Origin of the sequence: Halovenus aranensis (assembly GCF_900100385.1) — an archaeon.
Lineage (GTDB): Archaea > Halobacteriota > Halobacteria > Halobacteriales > Haloarculaceae > Halovenus > Halovenus aranensis.
Genome location: NZ_FNFC01000004.1, coordinates 98,018 through 116,481 on the forward strand (window position 1 = coordinate 98,018; position 18,464 = coordinate 116,481).

An 18,464-nucleotide genomic window follows, 5' to 3' on the forward strand; every position below is an offset into this window, starting at 1 on the left:
TTACTTCGTCCGCCTGATGAACTCGTTGACTGCGTCGTCACTCCCGGCGACAATGAGGGTGTCTTCGGGCATCGCGGTGTATTCTGGTCCAATGTTCGTCAGTAGCTCGTCGCCACGCTCGACGGCCACCACGGTCGCGCCCGTGATGTCGCCGATGTCGGTCTCCCCGAGGCTACTGCCTTCGAGTTTCGGGGCAGAGGTGCGGATGATTTCGAACTGCAGGTCTGGGCTCAACACCTCCTCTTCCTCGATGAGTACCGACGAGAGCATCCGGCCGGTAACCGTAGACAGCGCGAGGACGTACTCCGCGCCGGCCCGATAGAGCTTGGTCGTGTTCTCGACCTCGTTTGCGCGGGCGATGACCTCGGGGTCCGAGGCGAACTGTTCGAGCGCGACCGTCGAGTACATCGTCGTCGTGTCGTCGTCGAGGGCAAGCACGACGAACTTGGCATCGTCGACGTCGGCCTTCTGGAGCGTTTCCGGGTCGTTTACGTCACCGACTATGTCGACGCCTTCGGTGTCGGCCGCGTCGACCACCGTGTTCGAGACGCCTGCCTCTTCGAGCTCGGCCACGACGCTCTGTCCGACGACGCCGTATCCGGCGACGACGACTCGGTCGTCGCCAGAGGCTTTCGGCGCGATTGTTCGGCTGTTGACCTGCTGGAGTTGCTGGTGGCTGCCGGCGACGAGCAGGATAGAGTTGCCGTCGATTCGACGGCCTGGCTCTGGAATCGGGATGAACTCGCCGTTTGTCCACATGCCGATAACAGTCGCGCCGATTGTGTCCCGCAGCCCCGATTCGGCGACGGTCTGTCCGGCCAGTTCGCTGCCGGGTTTGACCAGTAGCTCCGACAGCTCGAAGTCGCCGCCAAGTTCGAGTGTTTCGCGTAGCTCCTGTGTTATCGACAGGGTAGCCTTCCTCGCCAGGCTTCGGCCGAGCGCCTCTCGCGGCCGTATCACCCTGTCTGCTCCTGCGTACCGGTGATACACTGCGTCTTGTGCGCTCTCGGCGACGCTGATAATATCCAACTCCTCGTGGAGTTCCCTGGCGGTGAGGATAACCGGGACGTTCTCCTCGTCAGAGACGTCCGCGACAACCGCGCGAGCCTGGCCGACGTTCGCTGCCCGAAAGGTTTCCTCCGACTCGGGGTCGCCCAGAATTGCCTCGATGCCGTCGCTGTTGAGTTCGAGGACCGTTTCGGGGTCCTTTTCGATGACGACGCGGGGAACGTCTGCCGCTTCGAGTTCCGAGCGGAGCACGTCCTCCCGCGAGTTGTACGAACAGATGATGACGTGGTCCGTCAGGTCGGTCGACTCCTGTGGCCTCTCTTCGAGTGCCTGCTGAAACAATGGCACCACGAACAGCGGAAGGGCCAGGAAGACGAGCAACACCCCCGTGAGGTTCATCCCAACGACGACGGCGTTCATCGCGTTCGTGTTCCAGTGTTGTGTGTCGCCGCCGAATCCAGCCGTCGTGAAGGCTTCGACGACGACTTGCAGGGATTCGAATACGGTTATCTCGACGCCCTCGAAGGTCATCATCGACCATCGGTAGATGAAGGTGTAGACGACGACGAGCCCGACCACCCCGAGCAACGCGCCCGCGATTCGGCGACGCCAGCCAGTCATATAGCCGACGTTCGCCGGGTAGAATTAAAGAGGTTACTGGATGGGTGCTGGCTCACCGGCCTGAATCCCGCAGTCCGGCGACAAACAGCGCCAGCACGGGCACGATTTCGAGCCTGCCGAACCACATCAGTACGGTCATCAGAAGCTTCGAGCTCTCCGGGAAAAACAGGTAGTTCCCGAACGGCCCCAAATCGCCGAATCCCGGCCCGATGTTGCCGATAGTCGCCAGCGATGCACTCATCGCTTCGAGCACTGTCAGGTCGACACCAATACGGGCCGAGTCGAGCATAATGAATACTGCGGCAACCCCAAAGAGGAGGATGTACAACATGGTGAACACCATGATACCGCGAATCGTGTCCTCGTCGACGACGTTGCCGCCGAGTCGGACCGGCTCGATAACGTCCGGGTGGGCACTGGTGTACAGTTCTCGTCGAATCGCCTTGAAAACCACGAGCCATCTGATGACTTTGATACCACCGCCGGTCGACCCGGCCGAGCCGCCGATGAACATCGCGAACAGCAAGACGAGCTGTGCCTCGGTGCCGCCCTCAGCCCACTGTGCGAAATCCGCCGTCGCGTATCCCGTCGAGTTCAGCAACGACCCAATCTGGAAGGCGGCCTGTCGCAGCGCGTTCTCGGTGACGCCTTCCGTCACTCCGCCGGGGTCGGTCTTCGGGACGGCACCGCCGAACAGCAAGACAGCGAGGACCGCAAACAGCGCCGCGAGCAGTCCGGCATACGTCCGGAACTCGGTGTTCTCGAGCATCACCCGAGCTTCGCCACGGAACACGTGCCAGAACAGCGCGAAGTTCACACCAGCCACCACCATGAACGGGATGATAACCCACTGGACGAGCGCCGAGAAGGCCGCAATACTGTCGGCCTGTGGCGAGAATCCGCCTGTCGGGAGCGTGGTAAAGGCGTGGGCCACCGCGTTGTAGAGGTTCATATTCGGCGCGAGGTCAGCGTCGATGACCGTTCCCGTCAGGTGGAGGCCATAGAGGATAGCGACGAGCAGAACTGTGAATCCAAAGTAGATAATCCACAGCGCACGCGCCGTTTCGGCGATTTTCGGCGTGAGCTTCTGGAGGTCCGGACCGGGTGCCTCCGAGCGCATCAGCTCGGCACCGTTGACGGCTACCTCCGGCAAAATCGCAATCATCAGCACAATAATCCCCATTCCGCCGAGCCACTGGGTGAGCTGTCGCCACATCATCACCGCGTGGGAGTGTTGTTCTAAGCTAATTTCCCCCAGAACGGTCGCCCCGGTGGTCGTGAAGCCGCTGGTTGACTCGAACAGAGCGTTCACGAACGACTCGACGGCCGCACCGAGTGAACTAGTCTGCAGGCCGACGGTCGACTCGGTGCCAAAGCCAGCGAGCAGGTACGGAATCGTCCCCACAATCGGCGCGGCTATCCAGGCCAGTGCGACTAGCAACAGCGCCTCCTGTGGGCCGAGGTCTGGCTCTGGGTCCAGTCGTTTCAGGCCGAAACCGAGAATAACGACAAGCAGTATCGAGACCACGAACACCCAGATGTCTTCCATATACACGACTGCCACAGCCAGCGGCACGAGCATCGTCAGCGCGAGGTAAGTGAGTACTGTCCCCAGCACACCCAGACTCGCCCGCCAGTCAATTCGCCATACCATCTGAGACTCTGCCGTTACCTGGGTTGCCCATGGGAGTGGCTTGAGTCCTTCGGTTGGAACTGCCAGAGGACGCGAAGCGCATACACCACTCAGAACAGCACCCGCTCAGGCGAGACAGGTAAGTTCTCCAACGAATTCGGTCTCGACGAAGACGACAATGTGGTCGCCCGCCTGGAGTACCGTATCGCCCCGTGGCGGAATGAATGCCCCGTTGCGCGTCAGCGCACCGACTACGAGCGGGAAGTCGGTCTCGGCGTCGAGTTCCTGAATCGATGTGCCGACTAGCTCGCTGTCGTCGTCGAGTTCGTATTCGAGCACCTCGGCCTGGTCGTGTTCGAGCACAGAGAGGTTCTCAGCGACACTCTCGAAGCTGAAGCGGATGATTTCTTCTGCGGTGACCTCTCGCGGGTTGACCGCAACGTCGATACCAATTTCCTCGAAGAGGTCGACATAATCCAGATTCTCGACGACGGCGACGACGCGGTTGATACCGAGTCGCTTTGCCAGGACAGCGACGAGCAAGTTCTGCTCGTCAGGGTCTTTTGCCGCCAGCAGAACGTCGGCTTCGTCGAGGTGTTCCCGGACGAGGAAATCCGTATCAGTCGCATCGTGTTGCATGACGAGCGTCTCGGGTAACTCCTCGGAGAGGTGGCGGGCACGGGATTCGTCTTCCTCGACGAGCGTCGGGCTGAAGCCGCGTTCTTCGAGCAGGCGGGCGGTGTGGTATCCGATTTCGCTCCCGCCCGCGATGACTATTTCGTCGGCGCCTCCGGGGGTCGTCTCGGGCGCGATATCGAGCGCGAACGACTGGACGCTCTCGGGGCTACCGATGACGACGGCCCTGTCGCCAGCCTCGATACGTGTCTCACCGCTGGGGATGAGTATCTCGTCGTCGCGGAACAGCCCCGCAAACGTGAGCGATTCGAACCGGTCGGCCTCGGCAATGGTCTGGCCGGTGACCGGACTGCTCTCCGAAATTTCGAACTCTGCCATCTGGACGAGACCGCCAGCGAACTGGTCGATATCGACTGCTGCGGGCAGGCCGATGACACGAACGATGTCCTCGGCAGTGAGCAAGTCCGAACAGACCAGAAAGTCGACACCGAAAGCCGACCGATTGCGCTCCCACGTGTGGAGGTACTCGATGCTTTTTGCCCGTGCAATCGTAAACGGCGTTCCCAGCGTCTTCGCCGTCCCACAGGCGATGAGATTCGCTCGGTCGTCGTCGGTACAAGCGATAAACAGGTCTGCAGACCCTGTGTCGGCCGTCTCCAGTGTCTCCAGCGAAGTACCGTCGCCCTGGAGAGTCAGCACGTCGAGCTGGTATGTCAGGTCCTCGGCGCGCTCTGGGTCTTTCTCGACGACGACCACGTCGTGTTCATCAGCCAAGTCTTCGGCGATGGCGGTTCCGACTTCACCGGCTCCGATGATGACGACGCGCATTGCTGGAAGCCTCACGGTCGATGAATTAAGTCGTTTCCCTTTCACACAGGCCCCAGACGGGCAAAACCTCTCCCAAAAGCCTTTCATCGTGTGCACGACACTATCCAGCGATGCGCTGGTACGGCGTTTCGATGCGTGGGTTGCTGGTCGCACTCGTCGGGTTTGGTCTCACCCGGTTTACTGTGACGCTTGCGACGACCGAAACGACACGCGAGTTCCTCCTGACTGGCCTGATACCTCTTGTTCTGGGACTTTCGCTGACTGCCTTTGGCGTTATTCTGGCCGTCGGTGCGTACGACGAACTGCTCGTTCGGAAGACGCTTCGGTGGTGTCTGCTCGGCACCGGAGCGATGGGTGCCCTTGTCGTCGTGACGGTGGTCGGCGTCGAGCCGGACGTACTGAGCGACCCGATGGCGGTCCAAGACCAGACCTACCTCTCGAATTTCCTCATCGGCGGCTCTGTCGGCGGCACGCTCACAGGCGTCTACGCAGCACGGGCGGCCAGACAGCGCGAGACGCTGACACAGCAAACCAACCGACTGGTCGTGCTAAATCGCCTCCTGCGCGACAAAGTCATCAACTCGGCAATGGCAATCAAAGGCCACGCAGACGTGCTTCAGACCGGCCACAGTGACGACTCTATCGAGGTCGTCGGTCGACAAGCCGACGACATCGTCCAAGTCATCGAGAACGTGAAATATCTCTCTGAGACTGCTGACACGGACGATATCTCGCTCGGGACAGTCGACCTGAGAGAGTGTGTCGAGGCCGAACTCGAAGACAGCAAACAGGCAAATCCCAGCGCGGCCTACACGTTCGAGGCCCCGGCGGAGTCGGTCGACGTGCGAGCCAACTCCCAGCTCGCGGAGGTGTTTCGGCACCTCTTCGAGAACGCTATCGACTACAGCGACGCCGAGACGCCAGAGCTAACCGTCTCAATCGAGCGGTCACGCACGACGGTGACAGTCAACGTCAGCGACAACGGCCCGGGGCTCTCCGAGGCCCAGCAGGCACTGCTCGAACACGGTGAAATCGCCGAGTTCGACGACCCGACAACCGGGTTTGGACTGAACATCGTTCGCCTCCTCGTCGAAGGGTTCGAGGGGTCCATCGAGACGACGGTGAGTGACGCCGGGACGACGGTGTCGGTACAGCTTCCTCGGGTCGCCGAGGGAACCGGAACAACGGAGCCATCGACCACGGGAGTGACGCCATCGCACACGGCTCTTGCCGTCCCCGTCGGGCTGGTGGCGGCGGTGACGATGGGTGTAGCGATGGACCTCGTCGGGTTCGACTTCCAGGCCATCGGCGCGCTCTATGGCATCGAGAACTTCGTGGTCGCGATGCTGACACACGAGTTCCACAGCGTCGTTTTCGTGTTGTTCTACGCGGCCGTTCTCGTCGTCGTCCCACCGCCGTACGGGGAGAAACTCTCTTCGCGTCTCGGCATCGGAATCGTGTTCGGTCTCAGCCTCTGGGTGGTTGCCGCGGGGCTCGTGATGCCGCTCTGGCTCCGCCTTGTGGGGATAGCGGCCCCGCTGCCAAACATTCCGCTCTCCTCGCTGGTCGGTCACGTCGTCTGGGGCGGGACAACTGCGCTCCTCTTTCATGCCGGCGACCGATTCCTCTCAGCCCGGTAGGCCGTTCACGCCGACAGCGTCGCAGTTGCGAGATAGTAGCCGATGACGCCGCGTTCGACGAAGTCGTGGATGCTCGAATGTGCGTCGAACGCATCTACCTGGGTCGAGGAGACCGTGCCGAGCGTGTCGAGCACTTTCCCGACGGGACCGGCGACTTTCGAGAACTGCTGTCGGCGCTTGGTCGACTTCCGGATACCATCGGTCATATTCCGAATCGACACCTCGGTGAAACCGGTCGATTCGAGTGTTTCGTCAAACGCCGAAATCGGTCCGATTCGGATACCGAGCGCGTCGTTTATCTGGGCCAACTGGCGCTTGTCGTCCTCTGATAGCGAGCCGGCGCCCGGGCGCAGAAAGATATCGGTAAACGCGACCCGACCGCCGGCTTCGAGGACACGCCGTGCCTGTTCGAGCGCCACTGCCCTGTCGTGAGAGTGTGAGAGCGCTTCGAGTCCCCAGACCACGTCGACCGCGTCGTCCTCGACCGTCGAGAGTTCGTGAAAGTCGTCGTATCGGAAGTCGGTCAGCTCCGCGACATCGTGGTTACGAGCGTTTTCCCGGGCCAATTCGAGCTGTTGTTCGGAGATGTTGACACCGATAACTGTCGCACCGTGTGCACGGGCGTTCCAGACCGAGTCTTCGCCGGCGCCACAGCCGATGTTCAACACCGTGTCCGATTCGGTGATGCCGGCGGCGTTCGAGAGAATCCGCATCGTGTTCATCGCCGCGCTCCCGGGCTCGGTGTGGTCGTCGTCGTAGTAGCCGAGGTGGAGGCTCCGGTGGCCCTGGTGGTCCCACTGCTTCTTGTAAGTCTGCAGCAACTCGTCGTAGATAGCGGCAACCTCGTCGGTGTCGAGCGCGTCGTCCGCCATTCCCGATAGCTAACGGCGTCGACTGAATAAGCGTTTGCAAACTTCGGACCGTATCTACAAATGTCAGGCGTGAGGAGACGCAGGTATGTACGAGACAGTGCTGGTCGCCACGGACGGCAGCGACGCCGCACACGCCGCGGTCGAACACGCCTTCGAGTTGGCTGTGGCTGGCGGCTCGACAGTGCACGTCCTAACTGTCGTCGAGAGTCAGAATCCGATACAGTTCGGTGTCGCCGAAGTCGACGAACTCGAAGACGCCGCCAGAGCAGTCGTCGCGGATATCGCTACGGCAGACGACCACGACATCGAGGTCCACGGCGAGGTGCGTCGGGGCAAACCGGTCTCGGCGGTTCTCGACTACGCCCGAGATATCGGCGCAGACGCAATCGTCGCCGGCCAACACGGCGACGACGGACTCTCAGAGATATTTCTCGGTAGCACCACCGAACGCCTCGCAGAACGAGCGGACGTTCCACTGGTCATCGTCCCCGCAGACGGCAAATCAGCTTAGTCGCCGTCCTCGGCCGGTGTGTCCGGTCCCACCGACGCGAATTTGACGATTACGTCAAAATGCTCAACTGCGAATCGCTCGCCGTCAGTGATGCCACGAGCATCGTGTGAGGCGAGTTCGCGCTCGACGAATCGCCGGGCTACCAGCGCCAGACGGCCGTTGCCCGCTTCGAGTTCTGTCTGTGCCTGGGTGAGCAACAGCGCACCGGTAAACACGTCGAAGATGTAGTTCGCCAGGCGCTTCGCCGAAAGCTGTGCGTACTCCTCGTCTCTGCCCGCGAGGTCGGCCATCGCACTGAGCAGGTCGTGGTATTCGGACTCGACGGTCTCGGCGGCGTCTGCGAGAGTCGGATGGTCGACGGTATCGAGATAGGCCTGAACCACCTCTGCAAAGGGTTCGTGTGCGCCTTCGCGGTCCAGGGCGCGAATCACGTCGAGTGAGAGGACGTTTTCGGTTCCCTCCCAGATTGGTAACACCTGAGCGTCTCTGAGGAGTCGCTCGGTCACAGCCTCCTCGACGTAGCCGTCACCGCCGCGAATCTCCATCGCGTAGGAGGCGGTGTCGATTGCCATCCTTGCGGTCCGGAGCTTGGCGACCGGGGTCAGCAACCGCATCATCTTGGCTGCGGTTTCGGCCTCCTCGCCGTCACGCCGGGCACGCTCGCGCTCTGAGAAGTATCGGACAGCCTCGAAGGTAAAGACGGTCGCTGCCTCGTGGTCGACGGCCATATCCACCAAGTCGGCTTGCAACAGCGGAAACTCCGCGATTGGCTGACCGAAGGCCTCGCGGGTGGCCGCGTGTATCTTGCTCTCCAACAGCGCCCGCCCCATGATACCGCAGGCACCAACTGCGTTCGAGAGTCGTTCGAGGTTGAGCATCTCGGCCATCTGCTCGAATCCACGCTCCTTTTGGCCGACGAGATACGCCTTCGTCCCCTCGAACTCCACCTCGCCGGTTGGGACGTTTGTCGTCCCGAGTTTATCTTTCAGTCGTCGGTATCGCTGGCGGTTGAGCACCGCTGCGGGTGGATTCCCGTCGAACGCCTCGCGGTCACCTTTCGTCAGAGCGCCCCTCTCGGGGTCGCCGTGTGGGACCAGAAACATCGAAAGTCCCGCCGTTCCCTCGGGCGCGTCGGGCGTCCGGGCCAGCGCGAGTGTGCCCTCGGCGTCGACGTTCGAGCAGAACCACTTCTCCCCGGTGAGTCGCCAGCAGTCGCTTTCCTCGTCGTACTCGGCAGTGGTCTCGATTGCGCCCACATCACTGCCGCCCTGCTTTTCGGTCAGAAACATGGCACCCTCGATGAGGTCGTCGTGGTCCCGGCTGGTCAGCCCCTCGTAGTACGCCTCGAGGTCGCCGTCGTCGAACAGTTCGAGGACGTGGGCCACCCCGGCGGTCATCGCGGCCGGACAGACAAATCCCGACGTTTCGGCGTACGACAGGAGATACAGCATGCCGAAGTAATGGCTGTGTGAGAGTGGTTCGACCCGTCCGGGCGGTGCCTCGAAGGCGTCGGCGACGACACCGGCCTCGTATGCCAGGCGCTCTGTCTCCTTGAGCGAGGCCGGGTAGTCGACGTAGTTCTGAACGTTTCCCTCTCGGTCGTAGGTGCGGAGTTCCGGGCCGTGTTCGTCCGCGTGGTCGGCGTTCTCGGCGATGGTGTGCCCGACGACAGCACCGAACTCCCGGAGTCGAGAGGTCGCCCACCCGAACTCGTCGTTGGGGTAGATTCGCTCAAGCTCGCGCTGGAGTGTCCTGTCGAGTTCCCAGTAGTTGCAGTACCGCCCTCGGTCGTAGTCCGTGTAATCGACGCCGTCCATACAGCCCCCTCGTCGGCCTCCCTCTAAAAACTGGAGCCGAGTCGACGGAGCTAAACCCTCATTGCCACCAGCTTCGGGTATGCGTCAGTTCATCGTCGTCGGCCAGAACGCGCCGACAACTGCGGAGTTCAACTTGGACGCGCTGCCCGGTGCAGGCCGGATGGATTTGCTCGCCCGCTGTGTGACGGCCTCGTTTCTGCTCTCGCATGGCATCCGCGAGAACGTCCGGACTCATCTGGTGCTCGACGACACGGTCACCGTCCACTTCGAGGGGAGCGAGCTCCGCCGGCTCAATCCCGACGAGCGCTCGACGGCGGCGCTGATACGCACCGCCCTCGAACAGCGAGACGAAGCAGTCGGACACATGGCAGTCGAGACCTCGCCCGGCGTCTCGCTCTCCCGGCTCGATTTCGAGGCTGTCCTCGAACGCGTCGCTGACGAATCGACAATCGTCCAGCTTCACGAGGATGGAGCGTCCGCCGTCGAAGCAGACGCGCCCGCGGAGCCGGCATTCGTGCTCTCGAACCACGTCGACCTCGAATCGAAGTACAGCGAGGCCGTCGAAGCGGTCAGCGACCGGAAACTCTCGCTGGGTCCCGAACCACTCCACGCTGACCACGCCATCACGGTCGCCCACAACTGGCTGGACACCAGTGGAGTCGGGCCGTAACTCACCTGACGAGGTACGGGTCACTGCCGGGAATGAACCGCCCGAGGTCAGATATCTGCTCGTAATCGGGACCATCGAGGGCGCCGATTCGAGCCACCAGTCGGTCGCCGTCGCTGTCGTCCCAGCGGTCTGGGCTTTTGACTGGGATAATCAGCCAGCCCGAGCCGCGCAGTTCCTCAGCGTGGCGCTTCTCCATCGCTGGCGGGTCTGACGGTACCCGGGCCGTGTAGTTCCGAAGGACGTGGGCGGTTGCAGTCGGGCCGACAGGGAGAAGTACGTGAGCGGTAATCGCCCGTAACTCCGCGTCGAAAAACGGCTCCATTTGAGCGTACGAATCGGCGTCTGGCTCGCCGTCTCCCGGGTCGCACATGTGGAGATAAGAGAGAAACGTCCGGGAGTCGGCCACTGTCTCGGCGGTCGGGTCGGCGTCCCGGAGTAGTCCCGCCTGACACAGCGTCTCGAAAAAGCGGTCAGACCACGGCTGGCCGGCAAACGGGATGCCGGAGTCGATGCCACCGTGGACCCCAGGGTGGTCGCCGATGACGTGGAAATCGGCGTTCACGTCCCCATAGCCACACACTGCACGGTCACACGGCGGTGAGAACCCGAACGGATTCTGCGTCGCCTCGGAAACGTATTCCACGGCGGTCTTTACGAGGGGGGTGCCAATAAGATTGCGAATTTACGGGACCACTCGCGAGTATCGAGCTGTCGGTAGACGCCCGGAAAATAAAATCGAGGTCGTGGTTGTCGTTACTCGGAGGCGATGACGTCGTCGATGCGGATAATCATCGTCGCGGCCTCGGTGGCGCTCTGGACGGCCTCCCGCTTGACTGCGGCGGGGTCAAGAATGCCGTACTCGACGGGTTCGTCGACGACGCCGGTCTCGTCAGCGGCGATGATGCCGGCGAACGTGCCAGCTTCGTGTTCGCTGCGGAGGTCGACCAGCGCGTCGATGGGGTCCATACCGGTGTTCTCGGCGAGCGTGCGCGGCAGCACGTCGACGGCATCGGCGAAGGCTTCGGCGGCCAGCTGGCGACGGCCCTCGACGCCGGCTGCCTCCTCGCGGACGTAGTTAGCGACGGCAATCTCGGTCGCGCCGGCACCGTAGACGACACCGCCAGCATCGACTGCTGCGGTGACGACATCCAGCGAGTCCGAGAGTGCGCGTTCGAGTTCGTCGACGACGTGCTCGGTGCCGCCGCGGGCAAAGATTGTCACAGCCTGAGCGGCAGAGCCACCCTCGATGAAGGCGAGGTCGTCGTCGCCGAACTTCTCGACGCTGACGGTGTCTGCGTGGCCGAGGTCGTCGTCTTCGAGCGTGTCGATAGAGCCGACGCGGGAAGCACCGGTGGCAGCAGAGACCGACTCGGTGTCGTCGGAGCTAATGCTGTCGAACGTCAGCAGCCCCTCGTCGGCAAGCGACGTGGTGACGCGGTCGTCGACATCGCCGGTGATGAAGACGACATCGGCACCGGTCGCGGCCAGGTCCTCTGCGTAGGACTGGAGCTGGTCGTTCTCTGCCTCGATAGCGGCGTTGAGCTGGTCGACGTTCGAGACCTGGTACTCGGCGTCGATGTTGCTCTCCTGAATCTCGAGGTCGTCGTCGAGGATGGCGACAGTCGCGTCCTCGACGGTGCGGGGCATCCCATCGGCACCGGGACCCTCGTCGACGATGACGCCCTCGATGAGTTCCGTCGCGCTGGAGGAGGACCCGACCTGTGTGTGGATGCTGATGTTGTCGCGGTCGACGCCGTCTTCACCTTCGACGTAGTCGATGGTGTCGACGACCGTCTGGGCGAGGTCCTCGGCGGTGACGCCGCCGGTGCCCTTGCCGGTCATGCTCGACTCGGCGACCTTGATGAGCTGGTCTCTGTCGAGGTCGGTCTCGACGACCTCCTCCTCGATTGCTTCCAGTGCCAGCTCGGCGGCCTCGTGGTACCCCTCGACGATAGTCGTCGGGTGCACCTCGTCGTCGAGAAGCGACTCTGCTTCCTTGAGCAACTCGCCGGCGAGAATCGAGGCAGTGGTCGTCCCGTCGCCGACTTCGTCTTCCTGTGTTTCGGCGACCTCGACGAGCATCTGCGCCGCAGGCTGTTCGATATCCATCTCGTCGAGGATGGTCGCTCCGTCGTTCGTGATGACGACGTCGCCGTCGTCAGAGACGAGCATCTTATCCATCCCGCGAGGGCCGAGCGTCGTCCGTACGGCTTCGCTCACGGCCTTGCCCGCTGCGATGTTCGACGACTGTGCGTCGTCACCGCGTGTCCGTTCCGTATCTTCACTGAGAATAAACATCGGCTGTCCGCCCATGCGTCGCTGTTCAGACTGTGACATTGTGTATTACCTCAGTTAAAAGGTCGTTTGCAGTTCTATATAAATGTTGCTACTCGGATGGTCCCGCGAGAGCCGCTCACATGCCCCGAGACCTCGACAGAGGCGAAGCAAATTAGGTGGTGCCGGTCCGACGGGTGGAGTAGATGCTGGAGCTGGAGCACGGGTTCCGCGTCGTGGACGTTCACGTGGCGCTTGAGCCCGACGAGAGCCGTCGACCACGGGGGATGGGTGACCCAGAGCAGATAGAACGCGAGATGCACCAGGCGGGTATCGTGGAGTCGCTTGCACTGCCAGAGACTCGTGAGAACGGCTATCTCCGGGTGAACAACGCTGCTGCGCGGGTCGCTGTCGACAGACCGCTCACGGCGGTCGCTCGTATCAACGGCGTTCGCGAGCCGGGGACTGGAACCGGGTCGCGGCTCCGTAACGTCGCCCGGTCGCGCGGCGACCACCACACGTCTCCCGACGAGATCGAGAAATACGCGTATGAGGGTCGCTTTGGGGGATTTGTTATCGACCCGGTCGCGGATGGTCTCCCCGATGCCGAGGTACTGGAGGCACTCGAAGCGGTCGACCGTCCTGTCATCACCTACGGCGGGAACGGTTTCCCGCCCGAGACAATCGAGGAAACGCTGTTGACGTACGATTTCCCGCTCATTATCGCACACTGTGGCGGCTACGCGCTGGATGAGGAGCTGACAAACCGGACTATCGACCTGCTCGACAGTCACGACACCTGTTATGTCGATACCAGTTTCGTCAGGCTCCGGGACCCACTGGAGCGGGCAGTGATGGAACACCCGGATAGAGTGCTCTTTGGCAGCGGTGCACCCGCCGCGCACCCGAACGTCGCGGTGATGGAGATTCTCACGCTGGACGTGCCCGAGGACGCGATGCGGAAGGTATTCTCGAAAAACGCCGCACGCGTTATCGACTCGCTGGCACCTTAACGCCAGTCGTAGATAGCGACCGCGCGGTCGGTTCGTGCCGAGCGACCGCTGGGGTTGCGTCTGCTCGTCCGGTCACGGCGACGCGCCCCGAACCCTTCTTTCAGTCCTGCGGCCATGTTTGCCAGCACGTTCTTGCCGGTCCCCAGCCACTCCGAGGGCCGGGTATCGCCTCGACTGACCGCCTGTAGCTCCGTGAGACAGTCACCACCTGCGTGCGAGACGAGCCGCCTGAAAACAGTGGGTCGGACGCTGTAGTTTTTGACGAGACGGTACGCGAGTGAGCGGTACTTCCAACTCCAGTCCGTTCGACGTTCGCCGCCGTCTGTCCCGACTGTCCGGCGCAGTTCCATCCCGTCGCTCCATCCGACCTCGTATGACCGTCCCGCAATTCGGTGAGCGAGGTCGCGCGACGCCCCGATTTCCAGATACTCGTCGTATCCGTCGAGTTCGTCGAGGACAGCCCGGTCGAAGGCGACGTTACCGGGGTTGAAATAGGAGACGTGTCTGCCGGCGATGGTTCGAGATTCGGGGCCCGTGACACCGTCGTCACCGTCGGCCTGCGAGACAGTCGGTCCGGTGGCGACCGCTGCCGAGTCGAGGGCCCGCTCGATAGCCCCGTGCCATCCCTCGGTGACTGCCGCCGTGTGGTCGACGAAGGCGACAACGTCGCCGCTTGCCCGGTCGATACCCGCGTTTCGTGCCGTGGCAATCCGTCTGTCCGCGAGTTCGACGAGCACGTCGACATCGTCTCTGTCGCGGACCATCCCCGTCGTTCCGTCCGAGGACGGGCCGTTGACGACTATGAGTTCTGCCCCGGGGGCGTGGTCGGTGAGTGCGTCCAGACAGCCCGTCAGCTGGTCGCGGGCGTTGAGCGTCGGGACCACTACCGAGATGTCCATATATCTCTGTAGCGGCCTGGGGGTATATAATATCGGTGGGCTCGACTCGAGGGGACTGACCGGGGACGGAGGGAAATTCCGAGTGACTGGAAATGACAGCCAGGGTTTTTGTACCCAGTCTGAAAATTGAGGAGCAATTATGAGTGAAACAGTCTCGACGGAATCGACCGCAGCGTTTGACATTCAGCGAGTGCTCGACATCATCAATCTTCCTTCGTTCGCCCTCGACGCGGAGGGGACAGTAATCGCCTGGGACGACCAGATTGCAGACCTGCTCGGCGTCTCCGCGACTCAGGTACTCGGTGAACGAGACCTCGGCTACCGCCTCTACGACGACCAGGCTCGAAAGACGCTCGCGGAACGTGTCCTCGAATCGCCGCGTGACGCCCACGAGCGCCACGACGGTGTCTCTCTCGCAGACGAGGAGTACGCGCTGCTCAGCGTCGACTCCGAAAACGTCTACGAAGACAAGAGCACACTTCAGGGACAGGACATCTGGTTCATCGCCGCACCGGTCTTCGAGAACGGCGAACTGGTCGGTGTCATCGAAATCGTCCAAGACGTTGCCGACTCCGCCCGACACCAGCGAGAGCTAGAGGAGCTGTTCGACGCGGTCATCGCCACGATGCAGGAGTACGAGATGGGGAACCTCGGTGCTACCGTCGACTTCGACAGGCGAGACACGATTCTGGGAGACGAGTTCCTCCGCATCGTCGACGGTGTCGAGGAGATGGGCACACAGATTGAAGGACTCATCGGTGAGGTACAGGTGGACGTGGCAGAACTCGACCGCGCGGCCGACGACGTTGCCGACTCCGCGCAGGAAATCGACCGGCTCACGAGCGAACAGGTCGAGGATGTCGGTCAAATTTCCTCTGAAGTGAGTAATCTGAGTGCGACTGTCGAGGAGATTGCCTCGACGGCAGAACAGGTCGAGCAGACGAGTACGCGCGCGGAACAGCTCGCTACTCAGGGGAGCCAGTCCGCCAGCCAGGCAGTCAACACGATGGAGACCGTCGGCGCCTCTGCCCACGACGTTGCGAGCGATGTCGACACGCTGGAAGAGCGGATGGCGGAAATCGACGAAGTCGTCGAAGTCATCAACGACATCGCCGAGCAGACCAACATGCTCGCGTTGAACGCCTCCATCGAGGCAGCACGCGCCGGTGAGGCCGGCGAAGGGTTTGCCGTCGTCGCAGACGAGGTCAAGTCACTCGCCGAAGAGTCACAGCAACACGCAAACGACATCGAAGAGATGGTCACCGACATCCGGTCAGAGGCCGCCCGGACTGTCTCGAACCTTCAGGAGACGACTGACCGCGTCGATAGCGGCGTCGACCAGGTCCAGGAAGCGATGGAACGATTCGAAGATATCGTCGAGGCAGTAGCTGAGACCGCCGAGGGCATCACACAGGTCGCCGACGCCACCGACGACCAGGCCGCGAGCGCCGAGGAAATCGCCAGTATGGTCGACCAGACTGTCCAGAAGGCAGACACGGTCTCGGGGTCGGTCGAAGAAATCGTCGCCAGCACCGAAGAACAGGCGGCCATGGTGTCCGATATCAACGATTCGGTGTCCGAACTGACGAGCAACTAGTACCGCGCTGTCGAAGGTCGCTTACTCGCTCCGGAAATCCGCGAGCGTAGGACGGTCGTACTCGCCGGGGAATGCCTCGACAGAGACCTGAATCTGGTCGCCCGAGGCCATTTCTTTCAGCGTCAGTTCGTCGTTTTCGAGGTCTTGCTCGCCGACGATGACGACGGTCTCGGCGTTGATACTGTCTGCGTAGTCGAGTTGTGCTCCGAATCCACGTCCCGCAACGTCTCCTTCGACGATGTGGCCCCGCTCACGGAGTTGGCGGGCAACTTTTGCCGCGACGGGCCGAGTGTCGCCGACCTGCAAGACGTAGTAATCGGTCGTAAACTCCTCTGCGGGCCAGACACCCGCGCGTTCGAGCAATAGGGGCAGTGTCGAGTTCATCACGCCCGGCGCGACACCGACGGCCGGCATCTCCGGACCACCGTAGGACTCGATGAGGTCGTCGTACCGGCCGCCGCCGAAGATGGCCCGGGATATCTCTCCCTCCGCGTCGAAACACTCGAAGACGACACCGGTGTAGTAATCAAGTCCCCGGGCGGTTTCGAGCGACACGTCACAGTACTCTCGGACGCCGTAGTCGTCGGCTGCCGAGAGGACTGCCTGCAGGTTCTCGACGGCAGACTCGACGCTGTCGGTGAACGCGACGAGTTCGCCTAGGTCGTCGTTGCCCGCTGCGAGCAGGTCGACGAAGGTTTCGGCCTGGTCTCCGTCGAGGCCGGCGTCTTCGAGCAGCCGGAGGTACTCGTGGCGGTCGACCTTCTCGGATTTATCCACGGCTCGAATCGCCGCCCGCACGTCGACATCGCCGTCGAACGACCGGAGTAGTTCGCCGAGAATATCCCGGTGAGAGACACGAAACTCGAAGTCATCGGCAGTGAGACCCAGCCCAGTGAGCGTGTCCGCGCCGAAGGCCAGAATCTCTGCGTCGGCCGCCGGGTCCGACGCACCGAAGATGTCGACGTTCGTCTGGTAGAACTCCCGGAACCGCCCCTGCTGGGGTTCCTCGTAGCGCCAGAACGGACGCGTCGAGAACCACTTGATTGGTTTCGCGAGTTCCTGACTGCGCCCGGCGACCATGCGGGCGACTGTCGGCGTCAGTTCAGGCGTAAGCGCGACGTGGCGGCCGCCCTTGTCCTCGAAGGCGTACAGCTCTTCGACAATCTCTTCGCCGCTTTTCTCGATGTACATCTCTGCCGGCTCCATGGCCGGCGTCTCTATCTCGCGAAATCCGTACCCCCGGGCGGTGTCCTCGACCGTGTCGATGACCTCCCGGTAGGCCGTCATTTCTTCGGGGTACACCTCAGAGAACCCCTTGATGCCGTCGTACATGTCACCGCCTTCGAGAAGCGCGCGCTTGAAAGCACCGTCTCGTGACTCATAAGACACTTATCGAATCGCCAACTCGCCGGTTCCATGGACACGACACCGCTCACTGACACGGACCGCGACCTCGTCGACCGGGTCGTCGAAACGAACGAGAAGAGTTTCGACGATGAACTGCTCGACGGTGCACACATCGTCGCCGCGGGCGTCCGGACCGCCGATGGCAGCGTCTACGAGGGCGTCAGCCTCCCGGCATCCATCGGGCGGGCGTCGCTCTGTGCCGAGCCGGTCGCTATCGGGTCGGCTATCGCCGACGGCTACAGTCACGGCGACGTACAGACCTGTGTGGCGGTCTCTTACCCGATGCCCGACCACGACGCAGACGAGGTTCGCACCGTTCCCCCGTGTGGCGTCTGCCGGGAGATGCTCGTCGATTACAACGACCAGATGCGCGTCATCATTCCGGTCGAGGGTGCAAACCGCGTCGCTCGGGCTGTCGAGTTGCTCCCGGGACGAACCTGGTAGTCACTCTCTCCGACCAGTGACCCGTGACTGGGTGTGTTCGGGAAATATCTCGACGACGCGCTCGGGGCTGTACTCGTCGGCGATAAGCGCCCGTAGCTCCGTCTCGTAATCGCCCTTCGGCACCTCTGCAGACGGCCCAGTCTGTGCGTGCAGGTGAGAGTCGACCATCGTGTCGATAGTCTCGCGGCCGATACCTGCAAGCGGCGCGAGATGGGCAACGCCGTGGCGGTCCTCGATGCTCTGTGCGAGTGAGCGAGGCACCGTCGGCACACGGTCGTCACGGCGAGTGCCATCGGCAATCGCGTCGAAAGCAAGCTGTGCCGTGCGTTCGAGCGCATGCTCGTGTACCGTCTGGATGCCGTTGCGCGGGAAGCCGTCCCCGACCATCGTCTCGACGGCCGTTCTGGCCACATCCTCGTCGAGGTCGACCCGCTGGACGGGGAAGTCGACTGCGGCTCCTGCTCGCTGTGCGTGCTCGTGGTCATCAGTCAGGCCGAACGTACAGCACAGGAGCGTTACCTCGCCAAAATCTTCCAGCAAGAGCGCCGCCAGCGTCGAGTCTTTGCCGCCGCTGTAGAGGACGCCGATGTCCAT

At 62.4% G+C, this 18,464-nt stretch carries 16 protein-coding genes; 6 read left to right on the forward strand and 10 right to left on the reverse strand.

Annotated elements, in window-relative coordinates; all coding sequences use genetic code 11:
• The 3 genes from BLR34_RS05280 to trkA all read right to left on the reverse strand — a co-directional run bounded on the left by BLR34_RS05280 (nucleotide 1) and on the right by trkA (nucleotide 4,726).
• A complete protein-coding gene (locus BLR34_RS05280; protein WP_092700186.1) occupies nucleotides 1-1,629 on the reverse strand; it encodes a potassium channel family protein in 1,629 nt (542 codons plus the stop codon).
• Nucleotides 1,630-1,681: 52 nt separating this feature from the next.
• Nucleotides 1,682-3,283 carry a TrkH family potassium uptake protein gene (locus tag BLR34_RS05285; protein ID WP_092700188.1) on the reverse strand — a complete coding sequence of 534 codons (1,602 nt, stop codon included), beginning with the start codon at nucleotides 3,281-3,283 and terminating at the stop codon, nucleotides 1,682-1,684.
• Between the two features lie 105 nt (nucleotides 3,284-3,388).
• Complete coding sequence (gene trkA / locus BLR34_RS05290) at nucleotides 3,389-4,726, reverse strand: Trk system potassium transporter TrkA (RefSeq protein WP_092700190.1); 1,338 nt, start codon at nucleotides 4,724-4,726, stop codon at nucleotides 3,389-3,391.
• 110 nt (nucleotides 4,727-4,836) lie between these two features.
• On the opposite strand from trkA, the gene BLR34_RS05295 reads away from it, so the two are divergent.
• Entirely contained in the window at nucleotides 4,837-6,366 is a 1,530-nt protein-coding gene (locus BLR34_RS05295; RefSeq protein ID WP_092700192.1) for an ATP-binding protein, read from the forward strand.
• Between the two features lie 5 nt (nucleotides 6,367-6,371).
• Here BLR34_RS05295 and BLR34_RS05300 read toward each other — a convergent pair whose 3' ends face one another.
• Entirely contained in the window at nucleotides 6,372-7,238 is an 867-nt protein-coding gene (locus tag BLR34_RS05300) for an SAM-dependent methyltransferase (RefSeq protein ID WP_092700194.1), read from the reverse strand.
• Nucleotides 7,239-7,323: 85 nt separating this feature from the next.
• Between BLR34_RS05300 and BLR34_RS05305 the strand changes: the two genes are divergently transcribed.
• Nucleotides 7,324-7,749, forward strand: coding sequence for a universal stress protein (locus BLR34_RS05305; protein ID WP_092700196.1), 426 nt, complete (start codon nucleotides 7,324-7,326; stop codon nucleotides 7,747-7,749).
• On the opposite strand, the gene BLR34_RS05310 is transcribed toward BLR34_RS05305, so the two are convergent.
• Complete coding sequence (locus BLR34_RS05310) at nucleotides 7,746-9,566, reverse strand: acyl-CoA dehydrogenase family protein (protein ID WP_092700198.1); 1,821 nt, start codon at nucleotides 9,564-9,566, stop codon at nucleotides 7,746-7,748. The genes BLR34_RS05305 and BLR34_RS05310 overlap by 4 nt on opposite strands.
• A 79-nt stretch (nucleotides 9,567-9,645) precedes the next feature.
• Between BLR34_RS05310 and trmY the strand changes: the two genes are divergently transcribed.
• A complete protein-coding gene (gene trmY, locus BLR34_RS05315; RefSeq protein WP_092700200.1) occupies nucleotides 9,646-10,236 on the forward strand; it encodes a tRNA (pseudouridine(54)-N(1))-methyltransferase TrmY in 591 nt (196 codons plus the stop codon).
• Between the two features lies 1 nt (nucleotide 10,237).
• Here trmY and BLR34_RS05320 read toward each other — a convergent pair whose 3' ends face one another.
• The gene (locus tag BLR34_RS05320; RefSeq protein WP_092700202.1) at nucleotides 10,238-10,879 is read right to left on the reverse strand and encodes a uracil-DNA glycosylase family protein; all 642 of its coding nucleotides are present in this window, start codon (nucleotides 10,877-10,879) and stop codon (nucleotides 10,238-10,240) included.
• Nucleotides 10,880-10,989: 110 nt separating this feature from the next.
• The gene (gene thsA, locus BLR34_RS05325; protein ID WP_092700205.1) at nucleotides 10,990-12,549 is read right to left on the reverse strand and encodes a thermosome subunit alpha; all 1,560 of its coding nucleotides are present in this window, start codon (nucleotides 12,547-12,549) and stop codon (nucleotides 10,990-10,992) included.
• Between the two features lie 167 nt (nucleotides 12,550-12,716).
• Between thsA and BLR34_RS05330 the strand changes: the two genes are divergently transcribed.
• Complete coding sequence (locus BLR34_RS05330) at nucleotides 12,717-13,523, forward strand: amidohydrolase family protein (RefSeq protein ID WP_092700208.1); 807 nt, start codon at nucleotides 12,717-12,719, stop codon at nucleotides 13,521-13,523.
• On the opposite strand, the gene BLR34_RS05335 is transcribed toward BLR34_RS05330, so the two are convergent.
• Nucleotides 13,520-14,422, reverse strand: coding sequence for a glycosyltransferase family 2 protein (locus tag BLR34_RS05335; protein ID WP_092700211.1), 903 nt, complete (start codon nucleotides 14,420-14,422; stop codon nucleotides 13,520-13,522). The genes BLR34_RS05330 and BLR34_RS05335 overlap by 4 nt on opposite strands.
• Nucleotides 14,423-14,561: 139 nt before the next feature.
• On the opposite strand from BLR34_RS05335, the gene BLR34_RS05340 reads away from it, so the two are divergent.
• On the forward strand, nucleotides 14,562-16,019 hold the full coding sequence (locus BLR34_RS05340) for a methyl-accepting chemotaxis protein (RefSeq protein ID WP_092700214.1): 1,458 nt from the start codon (nucleotides 14,562-14,564) through the stop codon (nucleotides 16,017-16,019).
• Between the two features lie 21 nt (nucleotides 16,020-16,040).
• Here the strand turns inward: BLR34_RS05340 and hisS are convergent, their stop codons facing one another.
• Complete coding sequence (hisS, locus tag BLR34_RS05345; RefSeq protein WP_092700217.1) at nucleotides 16,041-17,351, reverse strand: histidine--tRNA ligase; 1,311 nt, start codon at nucleotides 17,349-17,351, stop codon at nucleotides 16,041-16,043.
• A gap of 84 nt (nucleotides 17,352-17,435) precedes the next feature.
• Here hisS and BLR34_RS05350 point away from each other — a divergent pair, with 84 nt between their 5' ends.
• A complete protein-coding gene (locus BLR34_RS05350) occupies nucleotides 17,436-17,870 on the forward strand; it encodes a cytidine/deoxycytidylate deaminase family protein (protein ID WP_092700220.1) in 435 nt (144 codons plus the stop codon).
• Here BLR34_RS05350 and BLR34_RS05355 read toward each other — a convergent pair whose 3' ends face one another.
• On the reverse strand, nucleotides 17,871-18,464 hold the full coding sequence (locus BLR34_RS05355; RefSeq protein ID WP_092700224.1) for a DUF7411 family protein: 594 nt from the start codon (nucleotides 18,462-18,464) through the stop codon (nucleotides 17,871-17,873).

Bases quoted from the DNA above. Each gene is read 5' to 3' on its own strand.
- BLR34_RS05280 (WP_092700186.1), bottom strand. From the start codon at position 1,629: ATGACTGGCTGGCGTCGCCGAATCGCGGGCGCGTTGCTCGGGGTGGTC.
- BLR34_RS05285 (WP_092700188.1), bottom strand. From the start codon at position 3,283: ATGGTATGGCGAATTGACTGGCGGGCGAGTCTGGGTGTGCTGGGGACA.
- trkA (WP_092700190.1), bottom strand. From the start codon at position 4,726: ATGCGCGTCGTCATCATCGGAGCCGGTGAAGTCGGAACCGCCATCGCC.
- BLR34_RS05295 (WP_092700192.1), top strand. From the start codon at position 4,837: ATGCGCTGGTACGGCGTTTCGATGCGTGGGTTGCTGGTCGCACTCGTC.
- BLR34_RS05300 (WP_092700194.1), bottom strand. From the start codon at position 7,238: ATGGCGGACGACGCGCTCGACACCGACGAGGTTGCCGCTATCTACGAC.
- BLR34_RS05305 (WP_092700196.1), top strand. From the start codon at position 7,324: ATGTACGAGACAGTGCTGGTCGCCACGGACGGCAGCGACGCCGCACAC.
- BLR34_RS05310 (WP_092700198.1), bottom strand. From the start codon at position 9,566: ATGGACGGCGTCGATTACACGGACTACGACCGAGGGCGGTACTGCAAC.
- trmY (WP_092700200.1), top strand. From the start codon at position 9,646: ATGCGTCAGTTCATCGTCGTCGGCCAGAACGCGCCGACAACTGCGGAG.
- thsA (WP_092700205.1), bottom strand. From the start codon at position 12,549: ATGGGCGGACAGCCGATGTTTATTCTCAGTGAAGATACGGAACGGACA.
- BLR34_RS05330 (WP_092700208.1), top strand. From the start codon at position 12,717: ATGCTGGAGCTGGAGCACGGGTTCCGCGTCGTGGACGTTCACGTGGCG.
- BLR34_RS05335 (WP_092700211.1), bottom strand. From the start codon at position 14,422: ATGGACATCTCGGTAGTGGTCCCGACGCTCAACGCCCGCGACCAGCTG.
- BLR34_RS05340 (WP_092700214.1), top strand. From the start codon at position 14,562: ATGAGTGAAACAGTCTCGACGGAATCGACCGCAGCGTTTGACATTCAG.
- hisS (WP_092700217.1), bottom strand. From the start codon at position 17,351: ATGTACGACGGCATCAAGGGGTTCTCTGAGGTGTACCCCGAAGAAATG.
- BLR34_RS05350 (WP_092700220.1), top strand. From the start codon at position 17,436: ATGGACACGACACCGCTCACTGACACGGACCGCGACCTCGTCGACCGG.
- BLR34_RS05355 (WP_092700224.1), bottom strand. From the start codon at position 18,464: ATGGACATCGGCGTCCTCTACAGCGGCGGCAAAGACTCGACGCTGGCG.